Raw genomic sequence first — 16,261 nt, 5'->3', positions numbered from 1 at the left:
AACCAGTAAGGAGCAGCCGATGAGAGTCATGGTGACAGGTGGGCTGGGCGTCAACGGCGCGTGGCTCGCGCGCGAGCTGATCGAGCGGGGCCACGAGGTGTCCGTCGTCGAGACCCGGTACGACACCACGTTGATTCCCGACATCGCCGATCAGGTCGAGGTCGTGGTGGGCGACATCAGCGACGCCGATGGTCTGACCGCCTCGGTCCGGACGTTGCGCCCAGAGGTGATCGTGCACCTCGCGGCGATGGTCGACTGCGAGCGGTACCCCCATCTGGCACTCGACGTGAACGTCAAGGGCACCGCCAACGTGGCTACGGCCGCGCTGGCCGCCGACGTGCGGCGCGTCGTCTACACGAGCTCGAAGGCGGTCTATGCCCCCGCGACCGGCCGCTTCGGCCACCCCACGTACGCGCCGATCGCGGAGGACGAGCACCTCGGACCCATCGGCATGTACGGCATCACAAAGCACGCCAGCGAGAACGTCCTGGCCTGGTACGCCCGCACGACAGAGCTCGAGTGCGTGAGTCTGCGTTTCGGCACGATCTTCGGACCCGGACGCCTGCAGCGCCATTCCGGGCCGATCAACACCTACAGCTCGATGATCGAACTGCCCGCGTCGGGCCAGCCCTTCACCCTCGAGCAGGGTGGCGAGGAAGGCGACGACCTGGTGTACGTCCTGGACGTCGCTGACTCGATCGCGACCGTCGCGCTCGCGCCTGAAGCACTGAGGCATCCGGCCTACAACATCGCCGCCGGGCACGTCACGACTCTCAACACGCTGGGTGAGGCTGTCCGGACCGCGGTGCCCGGGGCTGACCTGACGCTCGGCCAGGGATTAAACCCGATGGAGCAGCCCGATCCGTACTACATGGCGCTCGACGGCAGCCGGATCGCCGACGAGCTGGACTGGCGACCGCGCTTCGACATCCCCGCAGCGGTGGACCACTTCGTCGGACTCGTCCGGTCGCGCGTCGCATGAGGGCCGCGCTCTACCGCCGCCCCGGTCCCGCCGCCGAGGTGCTCGAGATCGTCGACCTCGACACACCCGAACCGGGCCCCGGCGAGGTCCGCGTCCGGATCGTGACCTCCGGCATCAACCCCACCGACTGGAAGACCCGCGACGGCCACGCCGGTCGCACACCCGACGGCTTCCAGGTGCCTCACCAGGACGGCTCCGGGGTCGTCGACGCCATCGGCGTCGGCGTCGACCACCTCGCCGTCGGGCAGCGCGTGTGGCTCTACCTGTCGGCGTTCGGTAACCGGTACGGAACAGCAGCCGAGTACGCAGTCGTTCCGGCCGAGCGAGCCGTCACTCTGCCCGAGCGGGCAAGCTTCGACCTCGGCGCCTGCCTCGGCGTCCCAGCGCTCACAGCCGCGCACTGCCTTGGGGGCGACCCTGGACCACTCGCCGGCAAGGTCGTCCTGGTGGCAGGCGGAGCCGGAGCCGTCGGTCACTTCGCGATCGAGCTGGCCAAGCACGCCGGCGCACAGGTCGTGACCACTGTCAGTTCTGAGGCCAAAGGTGACCTGGCCGTGGCTGCCGGGGCCGACGCCGTGGTGCTGTACTCCGATCCCGATGCCGCTGAGCAGGTACTCGAAACCGTGGGGAGAGTCGACCGGATCATCGAGGTCGCCCTCGCGACGAACCTTGAGCTCGACCTCGCCGTAGCCGCACCCGGCGCCACGATCGCCACGTATGCCGCCGCGGGTGACCTGACGTTGCCGGCGAGCGACTTCATGGCCGCGAACCTCAGTCTCAGCTTCACGCTGCTGTACGGGCTCACCTCGGAACAGACGGCGGCCGCCGTCCGCTGGACGTCGGAGGCGATCGCCGTCGGCTCTCTGACACCCCTGCCAGTGCACCCCTACCCGCTCGAGCAGATCGCCACGGCGCAGGACCGAGTGGCTGAGGCGCCCGTCGGCAAGGTGCTCCTCCGCATCGCCGAGCAGTGACCAGCAGATTCAGAGAGGGACGCAGATGACCACCACCAACCGCACCCATCGGGGCAGCTCCCGGAGCAGCGACACGGTGACTCGCCGGCTCGAGGGCAGGACCGCGCTGATCACCGGCGCCAGTCGTGGGATCGGTCTGGGCATCGCTCGGCGCCTCGTCGCCGAGGGCGCGCGAGTGGTCCTCACGGCGCGCCGCCAGGAGACGCTGGACGAAGCCGTCGACCATCTTGGCGGCCCGAAGGTCGCCACGGGTGTCGCCGGGAGGGCCGACGACCCCGTGCACCAGGAGACAGCCGTCGTCAGTGCCGTGGCGAACTTCGGCGGGCTCGACCTGCTCGTCAACAACGCCGGCATCAATCCGTGGTACGGCCCCATGATCGAGCTCGACCTCGCCGCCGCACGCAAGATAGTCGAGGTCAACTGCTTCGCCGCCCTCGGGTGGGTGCAACACGCGCACCGTGCGTGGATGGGTGCCCGCGGCGGAACGATCGTCAACGTCGCCTCACACTCGGCCGTCAGCCCCGCACCCGGGGTCGGGATGTATGGAGCGAGCAAGGCGATGCTCGTGTCGATGACCGAGCTCCTCGCGGTCGAGCTCGCCCCCGCCATACGCGTCAACGCCGTTGCCCCGGCCGTCGTGAAGACGCGGTTCTCCGCGGCCCTCTACGAGGACCGCGAGGACGAGGTTGCGCGGGACTATCCTCTGCAGCGGCTCGGCGAGCCGGATGACGTCGGCAGTGCGGTCGCCTTCCTCGCATCGGACGACGCAGCCTTCATGACGGGCCAGCTCATGGTCGTCGACGGCGGCATCACGCTTCGAGGAGGAGTGGGAGATGAACGTCTCGGGTGAGGGTGTCGTCGTCACGGGAGCAGCCGGTGGGATCGGCAAGGCGCTCGCCGCACGCCTCGTGCGCGAGGGGGCCCGTGTCGTCGTGAACGACCTCGCCCCACAGGCCACCGAGCGTGCCGCCGCTGAGATCGGTGCTCACCCTGTGCCCGGTGACGTCGCCTCGGAGGCGGGCATCGCCTCCCTCGTCGACCACGCCCGTGGGCATCTCGGCCGGATCGACATGTGGTTCGGCAACGCCGGCGTCGCCCGTGGCCAGGGCCTGGACGCCAGCGAGTCCGAGTGGACGACGAGCTGGCAGGTCAACACGATGGCCCACGTCCGTGCGGCGCGCCTGCTGGTCCCCGAGTGGATCGAGCGCGGTTCTGGCCGGTTCGTCGTCACGGCGTCCGCAGCCGGCCTGCTGACCGCACTCGGCACCGCGCCGTACTCGGTCACGAAGCACGGCGCGGTGGCGTTCGCGGAGTGGCTCTCCGCCACCTACCGGCACTGCGGCATCGTGGTGCAGGCCATCTGCCCGCAGGGCGTGCAGACCGACATGCTGGCCGCGCCCGGTCCGCTGCGCGACATCCTGGTCAAGGACGGGGCCCTCACCCCCGAGGACGTCGCCGACGTGACATGGGAGGCGCTGCAGGACGGCCGCTTCCTGATCCTGCCGCAGGCCGAGGCAGCTGAGTACTACCGTGTGCGTGCGACGTCGACAGACCGCTGGCTCGGCGGTATGAACAAGTTGCAGCAGCTCATCGAGGGTGCCGAGACGGACTGAACACGGCGTACCTCAATAGTGGATTGACCCGCGGTTGCCGCCGCCGACGCTCACCGCGTCGCCGGTGACCGCGGCCGCCCGAGGCGAGCTGAGGAACACGATGACGTCTGTCAGCTCGTCGGTCGTCACGATGCGGTGCAGGCTCGTCGCAGCTCCCAGGTCGGCCCTCACCTGCTCCTCGCTGCGGCCCGACGAGGCCGCGCGGTCGGCCACGAGCTGCGGCGTGCGCTCGGTCTCGACGAGGCCGGGGTGCACCACCGTCACACCGATGCCAGCAGGCCCGAGCTCGTCGGCCAGGTTGGCAGTCAAGGCCGCCACCGCGACGTTGCGGATCGTGCCCGAGATCGATCCGGTACGTCGAGCGTTGAGGCCCGAGACGTTGACGATGCGGCCACGGCCCTGCGCGGCCATCGACGGGGCGAACACCCGGGCACAGCGCAGGTAACCGAGCACCTTGGTGTCGAAGTCGGCAGCCACGTCGGCGTCGTCGAGGTCCGCCAGAGAGGCCGGACCAGTAGCGAACGAAGGCTGCGCCGCGCAGTTGACCAGCACGTCGACCCCACCCCAGGCGTCGACCACGACCGCCGCCATCGCCTCGACCGACGCGGCGTCGGTCGCGTCGGCGGGGGTCACGAGCACCTCAGCGCCCGGGTGGTCCGCGCGGATCCGGTCGGCGGCCGCCTCGAGGCGCGTGACATCGCGGGCCACGAGGGCGACTCGCGCACCCTCGGCCACGAGCCCGCGGGCCACGGCGAGGCCTATCCCGCGGGAACCTCCCGTCACGACGACTCGTGCTCCTGTCAGTCCGAGGTCCATGGTGCTCCTTCGTTGAGCGTCAGGTGGTCAGAGCGCCGCGCGCTGCAGGCCGCCGCGCACCGCGGCGGTGGTCGCCACGATTGCGTGCGGATCAGCAGCGCGCAGCGCGGTCAGGAAGTCGTCGACGGCAGTAGCCACGTCGCTCGCGCACCGGTCGACGAGACCCCGCATGGCGGCGTCCTCTCCCGACCAGCGCTCGCCGCCGAGCAGCAACAGGCCAGCGAGCCCGGAGCCGACGACGTCGACGAGCCGGTGGACGAACGCCGGCTCGTACACGAGGCCGTTGCGCAGCGACGGGATCGCGAAGGTCGAGGTCGGGGTCGCGATGCGGACATCGCACGCAAGCGCGAGGCTGCAGCCGGCTCCGAAACAGGTGCCGTCGATTGCGGCGACCTTCGGGCGGTCGAGCGCGGTCAACGCGTGGACGGCTTCCTCGGCGAGCTGGCGGTAGCGGTCCACGTGCCGGGCGTCCGCTACCTGCAGCTCAGCGAGGTCGCCGCCGGCCGAGAAGCTGCCGCCCTCACCACGCAGCAGCACCGCGACGACGTCGGGATCGTGCTGGATCGTGCGGAGGTGGTCGAGGAGCGCGGTCCACATCGCCGATGACATCGCGTTGCGCTTGTCCGGGCGGTCGATCGAGATGACGGCGACGCGGTCGACGACCTCCAGGCGGAGCCCGCTCTCCGGTGGATCTGCGATCATCCGCGGGTCACCGTCAAGTCGGCCGGGAGCACGCCACCGACGACCCCGTCCGCGACGAGCCCGCGGATCTCGGCATCGTCGTGGCCCAGCTCCGCGAGCAACGAGGCCGTGTCCTCGCCGATGAGAGGCGCCCGACGATGCGCGCGCGGCGCGCCGTCGGCAATCAACGGCATGTTCACGATGCGGCGGTGGCCGAAGCGGGCCTCGTCGCAAGGGAACATGTCGCGGACGGCGTACTGGGCGTCGTCCATCATCTCAGCGACGTCGTTGACCGGGCCGCAGGGGACTCCGGCCACTCGCAACAGCTCGATCCAGTGGTCGCGTGGCGCCCGCGCGAACGCGGCCTGGAGCAGCTCGGCGAGCTCGGCGCGGTGGGCGAAGCGGTTGTACTCACCGCTGAAGCGGGGGTCGGCGACGAGGTCGACCTCCAGCACGGCGCACAGTTCCGGCCACGACCGCTCCGTGGCGCCGATGACGAGCACAGCCTCGTCGGAGCAGGTGAACGCCTCGTACGGCGCGGTGAGGCGGTGGGCGGTGCCGAGCGGGCCCGGGACGTCACCAGTGCCGACATAGTCGGCCACCTCCCACATCGACCACCCGGCGATCGTGTCGGCCAGCGAGACGTCGACGTACGACCCGCCGAGGCCGCTGCGAACGCGCAGCAACGCGGCAAGCACGCCGATGACGCCCCACATCCCGGTGCCGAGGTCGCCCATCGGGTAGCCGGCCTTGGCCAGCGCACCGTCGGGGCTGCCGGTCACGCTGAGGAGACCGCCGTACGCTTGGGCCACGAGATCGATGCCCTTGGCGTCACGCATCGGCCCGTCCTGGCCGAAGCCCGAGATCGAGCAGTACACCAGGTCGGGGCAGGCGTCCTTGAGGTCGTCGTACGCCAGACCCTGGCGGGCGAGGGCACCGACGCGAAAGTTCTCGACGAGTATGTCGGATCGCGACGCGAGGGATTTCACCAGCGCCCGGCCCCGCTCGGACTTGATGTCGACCGCGAGGCTGCGCTTGTTGCGGTGGATCAGGTCGAAGGGCAGCGGCCGCTGCTCCGGACCCACCAGACGTCGACGCAGCGAGTCACCGTCGACCGGCTCGATCTTGATGACCTCAGCACCGAGGTCCGACAGGATCGTCGTGCAGTACGGGCCGGCGAGCGCTCCCGTGATGTCGAGGACCCGCACTCCGCGCAGGAAGTGCTGGTCCGCGGCGGATCCGGTCGGTGACGTGGCGTCGATCATGGAAGGTCTCCTTCGAGGTTTCGGGGGGCGTGAGGCGCGCTAGGACGTGGAGACGAAGCGCCGCAGCACCGCGATCTCCTCGGCCTGCTCGCGACGACTGATCGCAGCGGCCTTGACACCGGACGAGCCGTGGTAGGTGCCGGGGAACAGGTGGAGCTCGACAGGAACTCCGGCGGCGAGGAGCCCCTGGGCGTAGGCGAGGCCGTCGTCGCGGAGCGGGTCGAGCTCGGCAACCGCGATGTAGGCGGCCGGGAGGCCACCGAGATCGGTCTCGCGGGCTGGAGCCGCGATCGCCGCGACGGCGTCGGTGCCGGGCACCCCGGCGCCGAGATAAGCCGACCAGCAGGCCACGAGGTCGGTACGCGTCAGGGCGGGCGTGTCGACGAACCGGCGGCTGCTGTCACTCGTCAGACGGTCGTCCAGCACGGGTGATGCGAGGAACTGCCAGTGGATGTCAGGTGCACGACGCTCGCGCGCCACCAAGGTGGTGGCCGCTGCGAGGCAGGCTCCCGCGCTGACGCCATGCAGCACGATCCGGTCTGCCTCGACGCCGAGCTCCTCGGCGTGGTCGAACAGCCAGACAAGGCCGGCGTACACGTCCTCGACCGGAGTCGGAAAGCGGTTCTCGGGCGCGAGCCGGTAGTCGACGGACACCACGAGGCATCCGACCTCGCGGGCGATCTCCACGTTGCGCGGGTGGCTCATCGCAAGGTTGCCGAGGATGAATCCGCCACCGTGGACGTGGTAGACCGCACCGTCGGACCTCAGGTCACGTGGGCGGTACACGCGCAGGGTGATCGCAGCGCCGTCAGCGCTGATGCAGCTGACGTCGCGAGTCGTCACGTCGTCGGCCCCGGCGCCCTCGGCACCCAGGCGGGCCTCGAAGATCCGACGAGCGGCCGGGACGTCGGTACGGTCCACGGCCGGCAGCGCCGCGGCGGCCTCGCGCAGCTCGGGATCGATCGCGTACATCATCATGAGGCCCTCACTGCGCTCGTCCCGGTGAGCTGGGCGGGTGGAGGTCGGACTCCAGGACACGGAGCTGGTCGGTGGCCGGGGTGACCGGGTCGGTCGAGGCGAAGTCACGCAGCAGTGCCGGGTCCTCGATCCAGATCTGGCGTCGGTTCCGGCGGATCGCGCCGGCGTCGCTGAGCTTGCGCAGCGCGCGCGACACGACTTCGCGAACTGAGCCGATCGCGTGGGCGAGGTCGGTCTGGTCGGTCTGCACCAGCAGGCCGTTGACGGTCGGCGTGGCCATCTCGAGCAGGTGCCGGCTCACGCGTTGCTGTACCGACTTGAAGAGGTTGTCCTCCAGGTTGGCCACGGCCTCGTACGTACTCTCCGCCAGGTACACGGCGACCTGGTAGCAGAGGTCGCCGCGCGTCCGCATGAGGCGCCGGAACGTCTGCGGGTTGAAGATCGTCACCTCGCAATGACTGACTGCCTCGACCGAGGATGGTGCGCCGTCGGTGAGCATCGCCGGGATCGCGCTGAACTGGCCGGCCGTCAGGTACCGGGTGGTCGCCTCACGCCCATCCCACGCGGTGATCTTGGCGCGGAGCTGACCGCGGTTGACGAGCACCACCTTGTAGTTGTCCTCGCGGGAGATGAGAGCTCCAGCCGGATAGGTGGCCTGACGGCTGTCGCCCAGCAGCGCGTCGCGCACTGACGGGTCCTGGTCTGCGAGGAAGCTCTTCGACCACGCCTCGACGGCAGATGGCGAGAGTCCCTGCTCCGGCGCTGTCATGCCGACACCTCCACGCCGTGGTCGCGCTCGAGACCGAACTGGGAGGTGGCACGGGAGCGTCGGTCGCGCGGGAACCAGCTGCCTGTCGTCACATCACGGATGAACTCCCGGACGATCCCGTTGAATCGCCCGGGCTGCTCGAGATTGGGGACGTGTCCGCTGCCAGGCAAGACGTGTAGGCCACTTGCAGGCGCCGTGCGCTTCAGCAGGAGCCCAGTCGGGAGGCATGCCTCGTCCTCGTCGCCGATCACGACGAGCAGCGGGAGCGTGACCTCGGCGATCGTGTCGACGAGGTCATGCAGTGACGGACGCCGGCCCTGGATCTCCAGGATCGTGAGCGCCAGGCCCTCGGCATCATGATCGCCGAACTGGTCGATCATCTCCTGCCACGCTTCGGGGTCGCGGCGCTGCAGCTGGACACGAGCCGGGCCCGTGCCCATGCTCCGTCCCACTGGACCGGCACCACGTGCGCGTAGCTCCGCGGCCACGACGCGCGTCTCCGCGAGGTAGGCCTCCCGCGTGTCAGGGTCGGATCCCGAGCCCACGCTCACAGCCAGGACCGATCGCAGCCGATCGGGGTGGGTCAGCGCGAGCTGCAGCGCGGTGTACGCGCCCATCGAGAGCCCGACAGCGTGCACCGAGTCGAGCCCGAGCGAGTCGATCACGTCGACCGCGTCGTCGACGGCGCGCTGCCACGAGTACGACGACGGATCCACTGGAACGTCGGAAGGGAGGTAGCCTCGCGCTGCGTAGGTGACACAGCGGTGGTCGGTCCCCAGATCGGCAACCTGACGACTCCAGCTACGGTGATCGCCGGCATACTCGTGCAGGAAGAGGATCGGCTCCCCCTCGCCAACGTCCTTCACGTGCAGCCCGACTCCGTCCCGCGTCACGACCGATGTCGTCGTCATGGCTTCTCCTCGCGTCGCCGTACCTGTCGTGCCGTCCCTTCCCTGCCGGAAGGACGTCGAGACGTCGAACCATAGACCGGGTGAGACCTACGTCATACTGCCCACCTCCGATCAAGATGTCTGTGACCCAGGTCCGAGGGGCCTCAGGGTGCCGAGCACTCCCCCACCGACGGACCCCAGTCACAGACGCTCTTCCCGGTCACCATGACGATGATGGGATCCCACCTCGGAGGTATCTCGTGGACATCGCCGTCGTCATCGGCCACCCCCGGCCGCGATCCCGCACACATGGCGCCGCACTGAAGATCGCGCACGAGCTGGCCGAGCTCGGAGACGGCACCATCACCACCGAAATCGACCTCGCCACGCTCGGGCCAGCACTGCTCGCGTGGGGTGACCCGGAGGTCGAGCGTGTCGTGGACCGACTCTGCTCGGCCGACGTGGCGCTCGTCGTGAGCCCCACGTTCAAGGCCTCGTACACAGGACTGCTGAAGGTCTTCCTGGACCAGGTCTCTGCCGGCGGACTCGCCGGAGTCGTCGGACTGCCGCTGATGGTGGGCGGGAATCCGCACCACGCGTCGGCTCCCGAGCTGCTGCTCCGCCCCCTCCTCACCGAGCTCGGGGCCACCTGCCCAGTCCGCGGGCACTACATGCTGGACGCTGACCTCGAGAACCCCATGCTCCCCGACGAGTGGCTGACGACTGGCGTCACCATGGCGAGAGCACTCCATGGCGCGCCGCAAGGGGTGGCGTCTCGAACGTGACAGCAGGCACTTCCACGTCACGGGCCACGCGGCCCGACTGCCGAGGTCAGGCCCAGCGGAAGTCGCGGAGCCCGTCCCGGGTCACGAGACGTCCGAAGGACAGCTCCGGGAAGTGTGCCGGCGCGAACAGGTCGCCCGTGGCCTCGAGCTCCTCCGCAAGCCGTGCTCGCATCGCGTTGGCCGCGGCGACGTCGACGTCTGCGACGCCCTCCCACTCCGGGTCGGTGAGCTCGGCCACGGTGTGCACGACGTCGCCGAGCAACAGGGCCCGCTCCCCCGCGTCGGCCACGACGAAGACCGTCGTCCCCGGCGTGTGGCCCGGAGCCGGACGCGCGATGAGTCCCGGGACGAGCTCGGTCTCGGCGTCGAAGAGCTCCACCCGCCCGGCGATCGGCTCCACGCGCGCCCGCACGAGCGGGTCGAGCACGGGGTCGGCGAGAGGTCCGGTCACGAAGTGCGCCCAGTCGGCCGCGTGCACCCGGTAGGTCGCGTTGGGAAAGGTCGGGCGCTCCCGGACCGACGACCACCCGACGTGGTCGACGTGCAGATGGGTGAAGACGACATCTGTCACGTCCTCGGGGGCGACGTCGGTGCGGCTGAGGTTCGCGATGAGTCCGCCGGTCACGAAGGCCTCGTGGATCTTCTCAGGCCCGACGCCGAGGTCGACGAGGACCGTCCGGTCACCGACCTTGACGACGAAGGTACCGATGTCCATCCGTAGACGTCCCTGCTCATCCAGCGCCTGGTGCTGGCACGACCAGGGCGAGCCCGACCGGTGTGCGGCCGCGAGCTCGATCGGCAGGCGGGCCGTGCCGTCGAGGACCGGGATGATGGTGGCGTTGCCGATCTTCATGGGGACTCCAGGTGGTCGGATCGATGGTGTTCACCCCGCCGGACGGCGCGGGCGCGTGACCGAGATCGGTTCGGAGGTCTTCAGGTCGCACGCAGGATGTCTCCAGCTGTCTCGGCAGCGGCTAGCAGTCGCTCGACGTCGTGCTGCACGGTGGCCTTCGGCAACGGGGTACGCGGACCCCAGAGGGTCAGCGAGCAAGCAACATCCTCCGGACCCACGATGACCGGGACGCTCAGCGAGCGCACGATGACCTCGTCGGGGATGTCGGCGAGGCTCGGGTTGTGAACCAGCTGGTCGGTACGCAGCGTGCGTTCCGCCATGGCCGCCGTGATCGTGGCCCGCCCACCACGGAACAGCTCCATCGCGTCGGCGTGGTCAGCGACGGGCGCGGTCGAGATGGCCAGCGTGTATCCGTCATCGAGCGCCTGCTTGAGCAGCCAGTCGGCGAGGTCGCGAAGGTCGGACTCCGCCGGGATACGGGCGAGCCACCGGGTGCGGACGTCCTCGTCACCCCATGCGGCGAACACTGACCCCATCGGCGGTGCGAAGGGCCAGCGCTGACCGACCCGGGTCGGCACCTCGGCGCTGCGCTCCTGCCCAGCGGACGCGCCGATGACGAGCTCGTCACCGACCAGACACAGCGCGCTGACCTCGGTGGACACCTCCTCCGCGAGGCGCTCGAGCGTGGGGCGGATCAGGTCGACGTGGCGCATCTGGCTCACCAGGTCGGCGTCGGCGGCACCGAGCGAGACCGGGCGGAACGATCCGTACCCTCCGCGGAAAAACAGCAGCGGGTAGTCCGAACTCTGCGTCCGCAGGTGCTGTACGCGACCGACGACGATGTGGTGGTCGCCCGCGTCGTGAATGACGTCGGTCGTACAGTCGATGAAGGCGACCGCGCCCGTCAGCACCGGATTGCCTCCCGGTGACGTCTCCCACTCCAGACCCTCGAACTTGTCCGTCCGACGAGTCGCGACCTGTCGACAGACTTCCTCCTGCCGCGAGCTCAACACGTTGACGCAGAAGCTGCCGCCGGACTCGCGGAGGCTGCGCCAGGAGGCTGAACGCTGGTCGGGCAGGAACGCGACGAGTGGCGGATGGGCCGACACAGAGGTGAACGAGCCCACCGTCATCCCGATCGGCTCGCCCTCCGGCCCACTCGCCGTCACCACGACGACGCCGGTCGGGTACTGACCCAGGACCTGCCGGAACTGGGCCACGTCGATGCTGCCGTCCATGCGTTGTCCTCCAGGTCGGGCGGTGCCCGTCAGTGATGCGAAGACCGAACGTTTCGCGGTGCCGTGAATCTAGTGCGGGCGCACCGACTTGAATGTGACCCAGGTCGCACAATCTTTGAGGTCGGCATCAGGTCCAGCCGCCTACTCCGGCGACGCCATCGCGGTCACACGCGTGCGATTCACATCACACATGGTGGACCTGGGTCACAGTGCTGCCTTCCAGCTCGCCATATGTTCCCGGCACGCACCGCGGCGACACCCCCTCGGTCCGCCCCACCCCCAAGGAGCACGCATGTCCCACACACAACGCACCGCCAGGCTGATCGCCCTCAGCGTGGCTGCTGCCCTCACGCTGGCGGCCTGTGGTTCCGCCGACGACGACGCGAGCAGTACCGAGCCTGCCCCCGAGTCGGCTCTGTACGCCGCGGCCCGCGATGAGGGCAAGGTCGTCGTCTACATGAACGTCACCCCTGACGTCGTGGAGGCTGTCGCGGAGGGCTTCGAGGCCACGTACCCCGGCGTCGAGGTCGAGGCTGTTCGCCTGCCCGACGCCGAGATGGTGCCGCGCCTGGAGACCGAGCTGGGCTCGGGGGCCCCCACCGCTGACTTCATCGAGAACGCCTCCCCCACCTGGCTCATCGAGCAGGGCGAGGCGGGCGCGTGGGTGCCGGCGGACCAGAGCCCCGAGGCCACCGGAGAGGGTGGTTACGACACAGAGAAGTTCTTCGACGCCGACCACGCCATCTACGAGCTCGGCGGCACGGTGAACACCTTCGCCTGGAACACCGACCTGGTGCCGGAGGACATCAAGGACTACCCCGACCTGCTTGACTCCGACCTCGCCGACGGCAAGGTCGGAGTGCTCGAGCTGGCGAGCGCGCCTGCCAATGACTTCTACATCTGGCTGGCGGAGACATTCGGGGACGACTTCTTGAGCACCCTCGGCGCGCAGGAACCGCGCATCTACCCCAGCACGACGGGCATCGTGGAGGCGCTCGGCTCGGGCGAGATCTACGCAGCCAACTGGGTCGTGCCGAGCTTGGTGGTGGAGGCCCAGGAGGCCGGCGCTCCGATCGACTATGACATCTCTCCCACCGGCAAGTTCGGCATCCGCGGGTACGGCGTCGTCAACGCAGAAGCCGCGAATCCCAATGCGGCCCAGCTGTTCCTCGAGTACCTGCTCAGCGAGGACGGTCAGGCCACGATCTGGCCCTTGGCGAGCTCAGTGCTCAGTGAGGCGCCCGACGGCGTCCTCGGGACCAACGAGGAGCTCCCGCCGTGGGACCCGGCCACATCCACGCCGGAGAAGCTCGGCGAAGCCCGTCAAGCCTGGGACGCGATCTTCCGCTGACCACCCGGTTTGGGACAGGACGGTCCGGGCCACAGACATCGACGCGAGTCGCCCCACCGCCTTCGTCCGAGCCGTACCCACCGCACCACGACACGAGGAGTCGAGAGACCATGCCGCACCTTGAGGTGAGGGCCCTGCACAAACAGTTCGCCGGCAAGCCCCCAACCACGGCGATCGACCAGCTGGACTTTTCGATCGAGGAGGGCGAGTTCGTCGTCCTCCTGGGTCCGAGCGGCTGTGGCAAGACCACGACACTGCGCTGCCTTGCCGGTCTCGAGACCGCTGACGCGGGTCACATCTCCCTGGGCGGTCGCACCTGGTTCGACTCGTCGCAGCGTGTCGCGCTGCCGCCGGAGAAGCGCAACATCGGCATGGTCTTCCAGTCCTATGCGCTCTGGCCGCACATGTCGGTGCGCAAGAACATCGGCTACCCGCTCCGCTCGCGGCGCAAGAACGGGCCCGAGGCGGCGCAGTGGATCGAGGAAGCCGCCGCACTCGTGAACTGCGAGGAACTGCTGGACCGGTATCCCGCTCAGCTCAGCGGCGGGCAACAGCAGCGGGTCTCCCTCGCGCGCAGTCTCGTCTCGCGCCCCGACATGATCCTGTTCGACGAGCCGCTCAGCAACCTCGACGCGAAGCTGCGCGACGACGTGCGTGCCCAGCTGCACGAGCTGCACACGCGCCTCGGCTTCACAGCCGTCTTCGTGACGCACGACCAGGCTGAGGCCCTCGCCCTGGCGGACCGTGTCGCGGTCATGCGCGCCGGTCGTTTCGAGCAGATCGGCGACCCGTTCGAGGTCTTCGAGCGTCCGGCGACCGAGTACGTGGCCGACTTCATCGGCTTGTCGAACCGCCTGCCCGCCGAACGGGTCGACGGCGGCATCCGAGTGTCCGGCGTGGAGGTCACGGGGCATGTCCCGGCACCTGTCGATGTCGGCGCGTTCGTGCTGCGCATCCGACCTGAGGACATGCTCCTCGCCCCCGACCGCGCCGGCCTCCCCGGACTGACGACGGTGACGGCGGAGGTCATCGACACCGTCTACGGAGGCCGCCACGTCGACGTCTACCTGTACGTCGGCGACCTCCGGGTGCGCGCCCGCGTCGATGGCTCGGCCGTCGTGTGGTCGCGGGGGCTGGCCGCCGGTGAGCGGGTGGTCATCGGATTCGAGCCCGAGCACGCCAAGGCCTACGGCACCGACGAGAGCTCGAGGTTGCTGGCCGACCGTGGGCTCGTGACGGCCAAGGACTGACGCCATGACCACCGCCACTGTCGGGCGACCGATCGGCCAGCGGACCACCGTCGCCCTGCGCCGGATCGGTCCACACCGCGTCGCAGCCACCGTGTTCGTCCTCCCTCTGGCGTATCTCGTGGTGATGCCGATCTACCGGCTGCAGTCCGAAGCCTTCACCAACGGCGCGCAGGCGTACCGGACGGAGTTCACGCGTGACCGCATGGCCGAGACGATCTGGTCGACCGTGGGGCTGGCCCTGGGGTCGCTCGCCATCGCGATGGTCCTCGGCACGCTGCTGGCCTGGTCGGCCACACGGCTCCCGCCACGGTTGCGGTTCCTGCGCATCCTCCCGATCCTGCCGATCGTCCTACCCTTCGTGGCCTCGGTGCTCGGGTGGACCTTCCTGCTCTCTCCTCGACCCGGGTACCTGAACGCGTCGCTACGCCGGCTCCCCTGGTGGGACCACCTCACGGAAGGGCCGGTCAACGTCTATTCACTGCCGTGGATCGTCATCATCACCGGCCTGAGCCTGACCGCGTTCGTCTATCTCTTCCTCAGCGCCGGGTTCCAGAACATCAACTCCGAGCTCATCGAGTCGGCGCACGTCAACGGGTCCGGTGGTGTGGGGGTCTTCTTCCGGGTGATCCTTCCGATGATCCGGCCATCGATGCTCTACGGCGGCGCCGTGGCGCTGCTGATCGGCTTGGGCCAGTTCACGGCGCCCCTGCTGCTGGGACGCCAGAGCGACGTCCGGGTGCTCACCACCGAGATCTACTACGCGCTCTACAACCGGACGCCGCAGGATCCCGCGGCCGCAGCCGCGATCGCTTCACCGCTGCTGATCTTCGGCCTCGCCGTCGTGCTCGGCCAGAAGTATCTGCTGGGTGACACCAGCCGCTTCGTGACCCACGGCGGCAAGGGGTTCCGACCTGTCCGCAGGAGCTCGAAGCTCGCCGTGGCCCTGATCTGTGCCTATGCGGTGTTCGCCATGGTGCTGCCGTTGGTCGCCCTGGCGATCGTGGCCCTGTCGCCGTTCTGGACGAGCACCATCGTGCCGAGCGCCTTCACGTTCGACAACTTCCGCGAACTCTTCTCCACCCCGGCCATGACCGACGCGATCTTCAACAGCATCGTGATCTCGCTGGCGGCCGTGGCCATCTGCTTGCCGATCGGCTTCATCGCGTCGTCCCTCCTCTTGCGCGCCAAGGGAATGCGGACCATCCGCTCGACCCTCGACCTCATGGTCACGCTGCCACTCGGGGTTCCGGCCGTCGTGCTCGGCGTCGGCTTCCTGCTGACGTACACGCAGGAGCCCTTCTTCCTGTACGGGTCGAGGTGGGTGATCCTGGTGGTCTACGTGACGATCATGCTGCCCTTCACGACGCGGATGCACATGTCGGGCATGACGGCCCTGGGAGAGGCGTACGTGGAGGCGTCCCGAGTCTCCGGCGCCGGCATCTTGCGGACCAACCTCCGCATCGTCCTGCCGTTGCTCCGCTCGAGCGTCGGAGGTGCGGCTGCGCTGATGTTCGTGCTGCTGACCCACGAGTTCACCGCCTCGCTGCTCGTCCGCGCCCCGGACACGCAAGTCATGGGCACGATCCTCTACGACACGTACGCCAACGGGAACTATCCCGTGGTGGCCGCGATCGCCATCGTCATGACCGGCGTGACCTTCGCCGGAGCGGCTGTCGCCCTCGGCATCGGCGGGGCCGACGTGTTCGAGGATCTCTGAGACGAAACGCTGCCGCATCCGACCTTCGGTGCGGTCCGATCTCGGCCGAGAAGAGGAGTTGTAGCCATGCGAGCCACCAGAGTTCCCACCGGGCGAGCT

Annotated in this window: 16 protein-coding genes; 8 read left to right on the top strand and 8 right to left on the bottom strand. The window is 69.2% G+C overall.

The annotated features are described in order from the left end of the window. The first annotated feature begins 19 nt into the window (after window positions 1–19). The 4 genes from ACEVFP_RS04015 to ACEVFP_RS04000 are packed head-to-tail and all read left to right on the top strand — an operon-like array spanning window position 20 to window position 3,569. Entirely contained in the window at window positions 20–982 is a 963-nt protein-coding gene (locus tag ACEVFP_RS04015; RefSeq protein WP_375002146.1) for an NAD-dependent epimerase/dehydratase family protein, read from the top strand. After that, on the top strand, window positions 979–1,956 hold the full coding sequence (locus ACEVFP_RS04010) for an NADPH:quinone reductase (protein WP_375002145.1): 978 nt from the start codon (window positions 979–981) through the stop codon (window positions 1,954–1,956). The genes ACEVFP_RS04015 and ACEVFP_RS04010 overlap by 4 nt, the downstream gene beginning before the upstream one ends. Before the next feature lie 25 nt (window positions 1,957–1,981). Beyond that, window positions 1,982–2,806 carry an SDR family oxidoreductase gene (locus ACEVFP_RS04005; protein ID WP_375002143.1) on the top strand — a complete coding sequence of 275 codons (825 nt, stop codon included), beginning with the start codon at window positions 1,982–1,984 and terminating at the stop codon, window positions 2,804–2,806. Beyond that, complete coding sequence (locus ACEVFP_RS04000; protein ID WP_375002142.1) at window positions 2,790–3,569, top strand: SDR family oxidoreductase; 780 nt, start codon at window positions 2,790–2,792, stop codon at window positions 3,567–3,569. The genes ACEVFP_RS04005 and ACEVFP_RS04000 overlap by 17 nt, the downstream gene beginning before the upstream one ends. 12 nt (window positions 3,570–3,581) lie before the next feature. Here ACEVFP_RS04000 and ACEVFP_RS03995 read toward each other — a convergent pair whose 3' ends face one another. From ACEVFP_RS03995 to ACEVFP_RS03970, 6 genes are read right to left on the bottom strand one after another with little or no spacing between them, the layout of a single operon-like run. Beyond that, a complete protein-coding gene (locus tag ACEVFP_RS03995) occupies window positions 3,582–4,385 on the bottom strand; it encodes an SDR family NAD(P)-dependent oxidoreductase (protein ID WP_375002140.1) in 804 nt (267 codons plus the stop codon). A gap of 27 nt (window positions 4,386–4,412) precedes the next feature. Further along, the gene (locus tag ACEVFP_RS03990) at window positions 4,413–5,087 is read right to left on the bottom strand and encodes an enoyl-CoA hydratase/isomerase family protein (RefSeq protein WP_375002138.1); all 675 of its coding nucleotides are present in this window, start codon (window positions 5,085–5,087) and stop codon (window positions 4,413–4,415) included. Continuing rightward, window positions 5,084–6,331, bottom strand: coding sequence for a CaiB/BaiF CoA transferase family protein (locus ACEVFP_RS03985; protein WP_375002137.1), 1,248 nt, complete (start codon window positions 6,329–6,331; stop codon window positions 5,084–5,086). The genes ACEVFP_RS03990 and ACEVFP_RS03985 overlap by 4 nt, the downstream gene beginning before the upstream one ends. 39 nt (window positions 6,332–6,370) lie before the next feature. Next, entirely contained in the window at window positions 6,371–7,309 is a 939-nt protein-coding gene (locus ACEVFP_RS03980) for an alpha/beta hydrolase (protein WP_375002135.1), read from the bottom strand. 7 nt (window positions 7,310–7,316) lie between these two features. Further along, complete coding sequence (locus tag ACEVFP_RS03975) at window positions 7,317–8,078, bottom strand: Crp/Fnr family transcriptional regulator (protein ID WP_375002134.1); 762 nt, start codon at window positions 8,076–8,078, stop codon at window positions 7,317–7,319. Beyond that, the gene (locus ACEVFP_RS03970; RefSeq protein WP_375002133.1) at window positions 8,075–8,989 is read right to left on the bottom strand and encodes an alpha/beta fold hydrolase; all 915 of its coding nucleotides are present in this window, start codon (window positions 8,987–8,989) and stop codon (window positions 8,075–8,077) included. Before ACEVFP_RS03970 ends, ACEVFP_RS03975 begins: the two co-directional genes overlap by 4 nt. A gap of 239 nt (window positions 8,990–9,228) precedes the next feature. Here ACEVFP_RS03970 and ACEVFP_RS03965 point away from each other — a divergent pair, with 239 nt between their 5' ends. Next, window positions 9,229–9,753, top strand: a complete 525-nt coding sequence (locus ACEVFP_RS03965) for an NADPH-dependent FMN reductase (RefSeq protein ID WP_375002131.1) — start codon at window positions 9,229–9,231, stop codon at window positions 9,751–9,753. A 46-nt stretch (window positions 9,754–9,799) separates the two neighbouring features. Here the strand turns inward: ACEVFP_RS03965 and ACEVFP_RS03960 are convergent, their stop codons facing one another. Further along, complete coding sequence (locus ACEVFP_RS03960) at window positions 9,800–10,606, bottom strand: MBL fold metallo-hydrolase (protein ID WP_375002130.1); 807 nt, start codon at window positions 10,604–10,606, stop codon at window positions 9,800–9,802. 80 nt (window positions 10,607–10,686) lie between these two features. Then, a complete protein-coding gene (locus ACEVFP_RS03955) occupies window positions 10,687–11,844 on the bottom strand; it encodes a flavin reductase (protein ID WP_375002129.1) in 1,158 nt (385 codons plus the stop codon). Window positions 11,845–12,136: 292 nt separating this feature from the next. On the opposite strand from ACEVFP_RS03955, the gene ACEVFP_RS03950 reads away from it, so the two are divergent. From ACEVFP_RS03950 to ACEVFP_RS03940, 3 genes are all read left to right on the top strand, one after another. Beyond that, window positions 12,137–13,195, top strand: coding sequence for an extracellular solute-binding protein (locus ACEVFP_RS03950; RefSeq protein WP_375002128.1), 1,059 nt, complete (start codon window positions 12,137–12,139; stop codon window positions 13,193–13,195). Window positions 13,196–13,305: 110 nt separating this feature from the next. Next, window positions 13,306–14,445 carry an ABC transporter ATP-binding protein gene (locus ACEVFP_RS03945; protein WP_375002126.1) on the top strand — a complete coding sequence of 380 codons (1,140 nt, stop codon included), beginning with the start codon at window positions 13,306–13,308 and terminating at the stop codon, window positions 14,443–14,445. Window positions 14,446–14,449: 4 nt separating this feature from the next. Then, on the top strand, window positions 14,450–16,162 hold the full coding sequence (locus tag ACEVFP_RS03940) for an ABC transporter permease (RefSeq protein WP_375002124.1): 1,713 nt from the start codon (window positions 14,450–14,452) through the stop codon (window positions 16,160–16,162). Window positions 16,163–16,261 lie beyond the last annotated feature (99 nt).

It is taken from the genome of Aeromicrobium sp. CTD01-1L150 (assembly GCF_041951745.1).
GTDB lineage: Bacteria > Actinomycetota > Actinomycetes > Propionibacteriales > Nocardioidaceae > Aeromicrobium.
The sequence above is the reverse complement of the archived record's forward strand: the minus strand, read 5'-3'. Positions and strand labels throughout refer to the sequence as shown.

Excerpts from the sequence above, each read along its gene's own strand:
- ACEVFP_RS04015 (WP_375002146.1), top strand. The coding sequence starts at position 20 with ATGAGAGTCATGGTGACAGGTGGGCTGGGCGTCAACGGCGCGTGGCTC.
- ACEVFP_RS04010 (WP_375002145.1), top strand. The coding sequence starts at position 979 with ATGAGGGCCGCGCTCTACCGCCGCCCCGGTCCCGCCGCCGAGGTGCTC.
- ACEVFP_RS04005 (WP_375002143.1), top strand. The coding sequence starts at position 1,982 with ATGACCACCACCAACCGCACCCATCGGGGCAGCTCCCGGAGCAGCGAC.
- ACEVFP_RS04000 (WP_375002142.1), top strand. The coding sequence starts at position 2,790 with ATGAACGTCTCGGGTGAGGGTGTCGTCGTCACGGGAGCAGCCGGTGGG.
- ACEVFP_RS03995 (WP_375002140.1), bottom strand. The coding sequence starts at position 4,385 with ATGGACCTCGGACTGACAGGAGCACGAGTCGTCGTGACGGGAGGTTCC.
- ACEVFP_RS03990 (WP_375002138.1), bottom strand. The coding sequence starts at position 5,087 with ATGATCGCAGATCCACCGGAGAGCGGGCTCCGCCTGGAGGTCGTCGAC.
- ACEVFP_RS03985 (WP_375002137.1), bottom strand. The coding sequence starts at position 6,331 with ATGATCGACGCCACGTCACCGACCGGATCCGCCGCGGACCAGCACTTC.
- ACEVFP_RS03980 (WP_375002135.1), bottom strand. The coding sequence starts at position 7,309 with ATGATGATGTACGCGATCGATCCCGAGCTGCGCGAGGCCGCCGCGGCG.
- ACEVFP_RS03975 (WP_375002134.1), bottom strand. The coding sequence starts at position 8,078 with ATGACAGCGCCGGAGCAGGGACTCTCGCCATCTGCCGTCGAGGCGTGG.
- ACEVFP_RS03970 (WP_375002133.1), bottom strand. The coding sequence starts at position 8,989 with ATGACGACGACATCGGTCGTGACGCGGGACGGAGTCGGGCTGCACGTG.
- ACEVFP_RS03960 (WP_375002130.1), bottom strand. The coding sequence starts at position 10,606 with ATGAAGATCGGCAACGCCACCATCATCCCGGTCCTCGACGGCACGGCC.
- ACEVFP_RS03955 (WP_375002129.1), bottom strand. The coding sequence starts at position 11,844 with ATGGACGGCAGCATCGACGTGGCCCAGTTCCGGCAGGTCCTGGGTCAG.
- ACEVFP_RS03950 (WP_375002128.1), top strand. The coding sequence starts at position 12,137 with ATGTCCCACACACAACGCACCGCCAGGCTGATCGCCCTCAGCGTGGCT.
- ACEVFP_RS03945 (WP_375002126.1), top strand. The coding sequence starts at position 13,306 with ATGCCGCACCTTGAGGTGAGGGCCCTGCACAAACAGTTCGCCGGCAAG.
- ACEVFP_RS03940 (WP_375002124.1), top strand. The coding sequence starts at position 14,450 with ATGACCACCGCCACTGTCGGGCGACCGATCGGCCAGCGGACCACCGTC.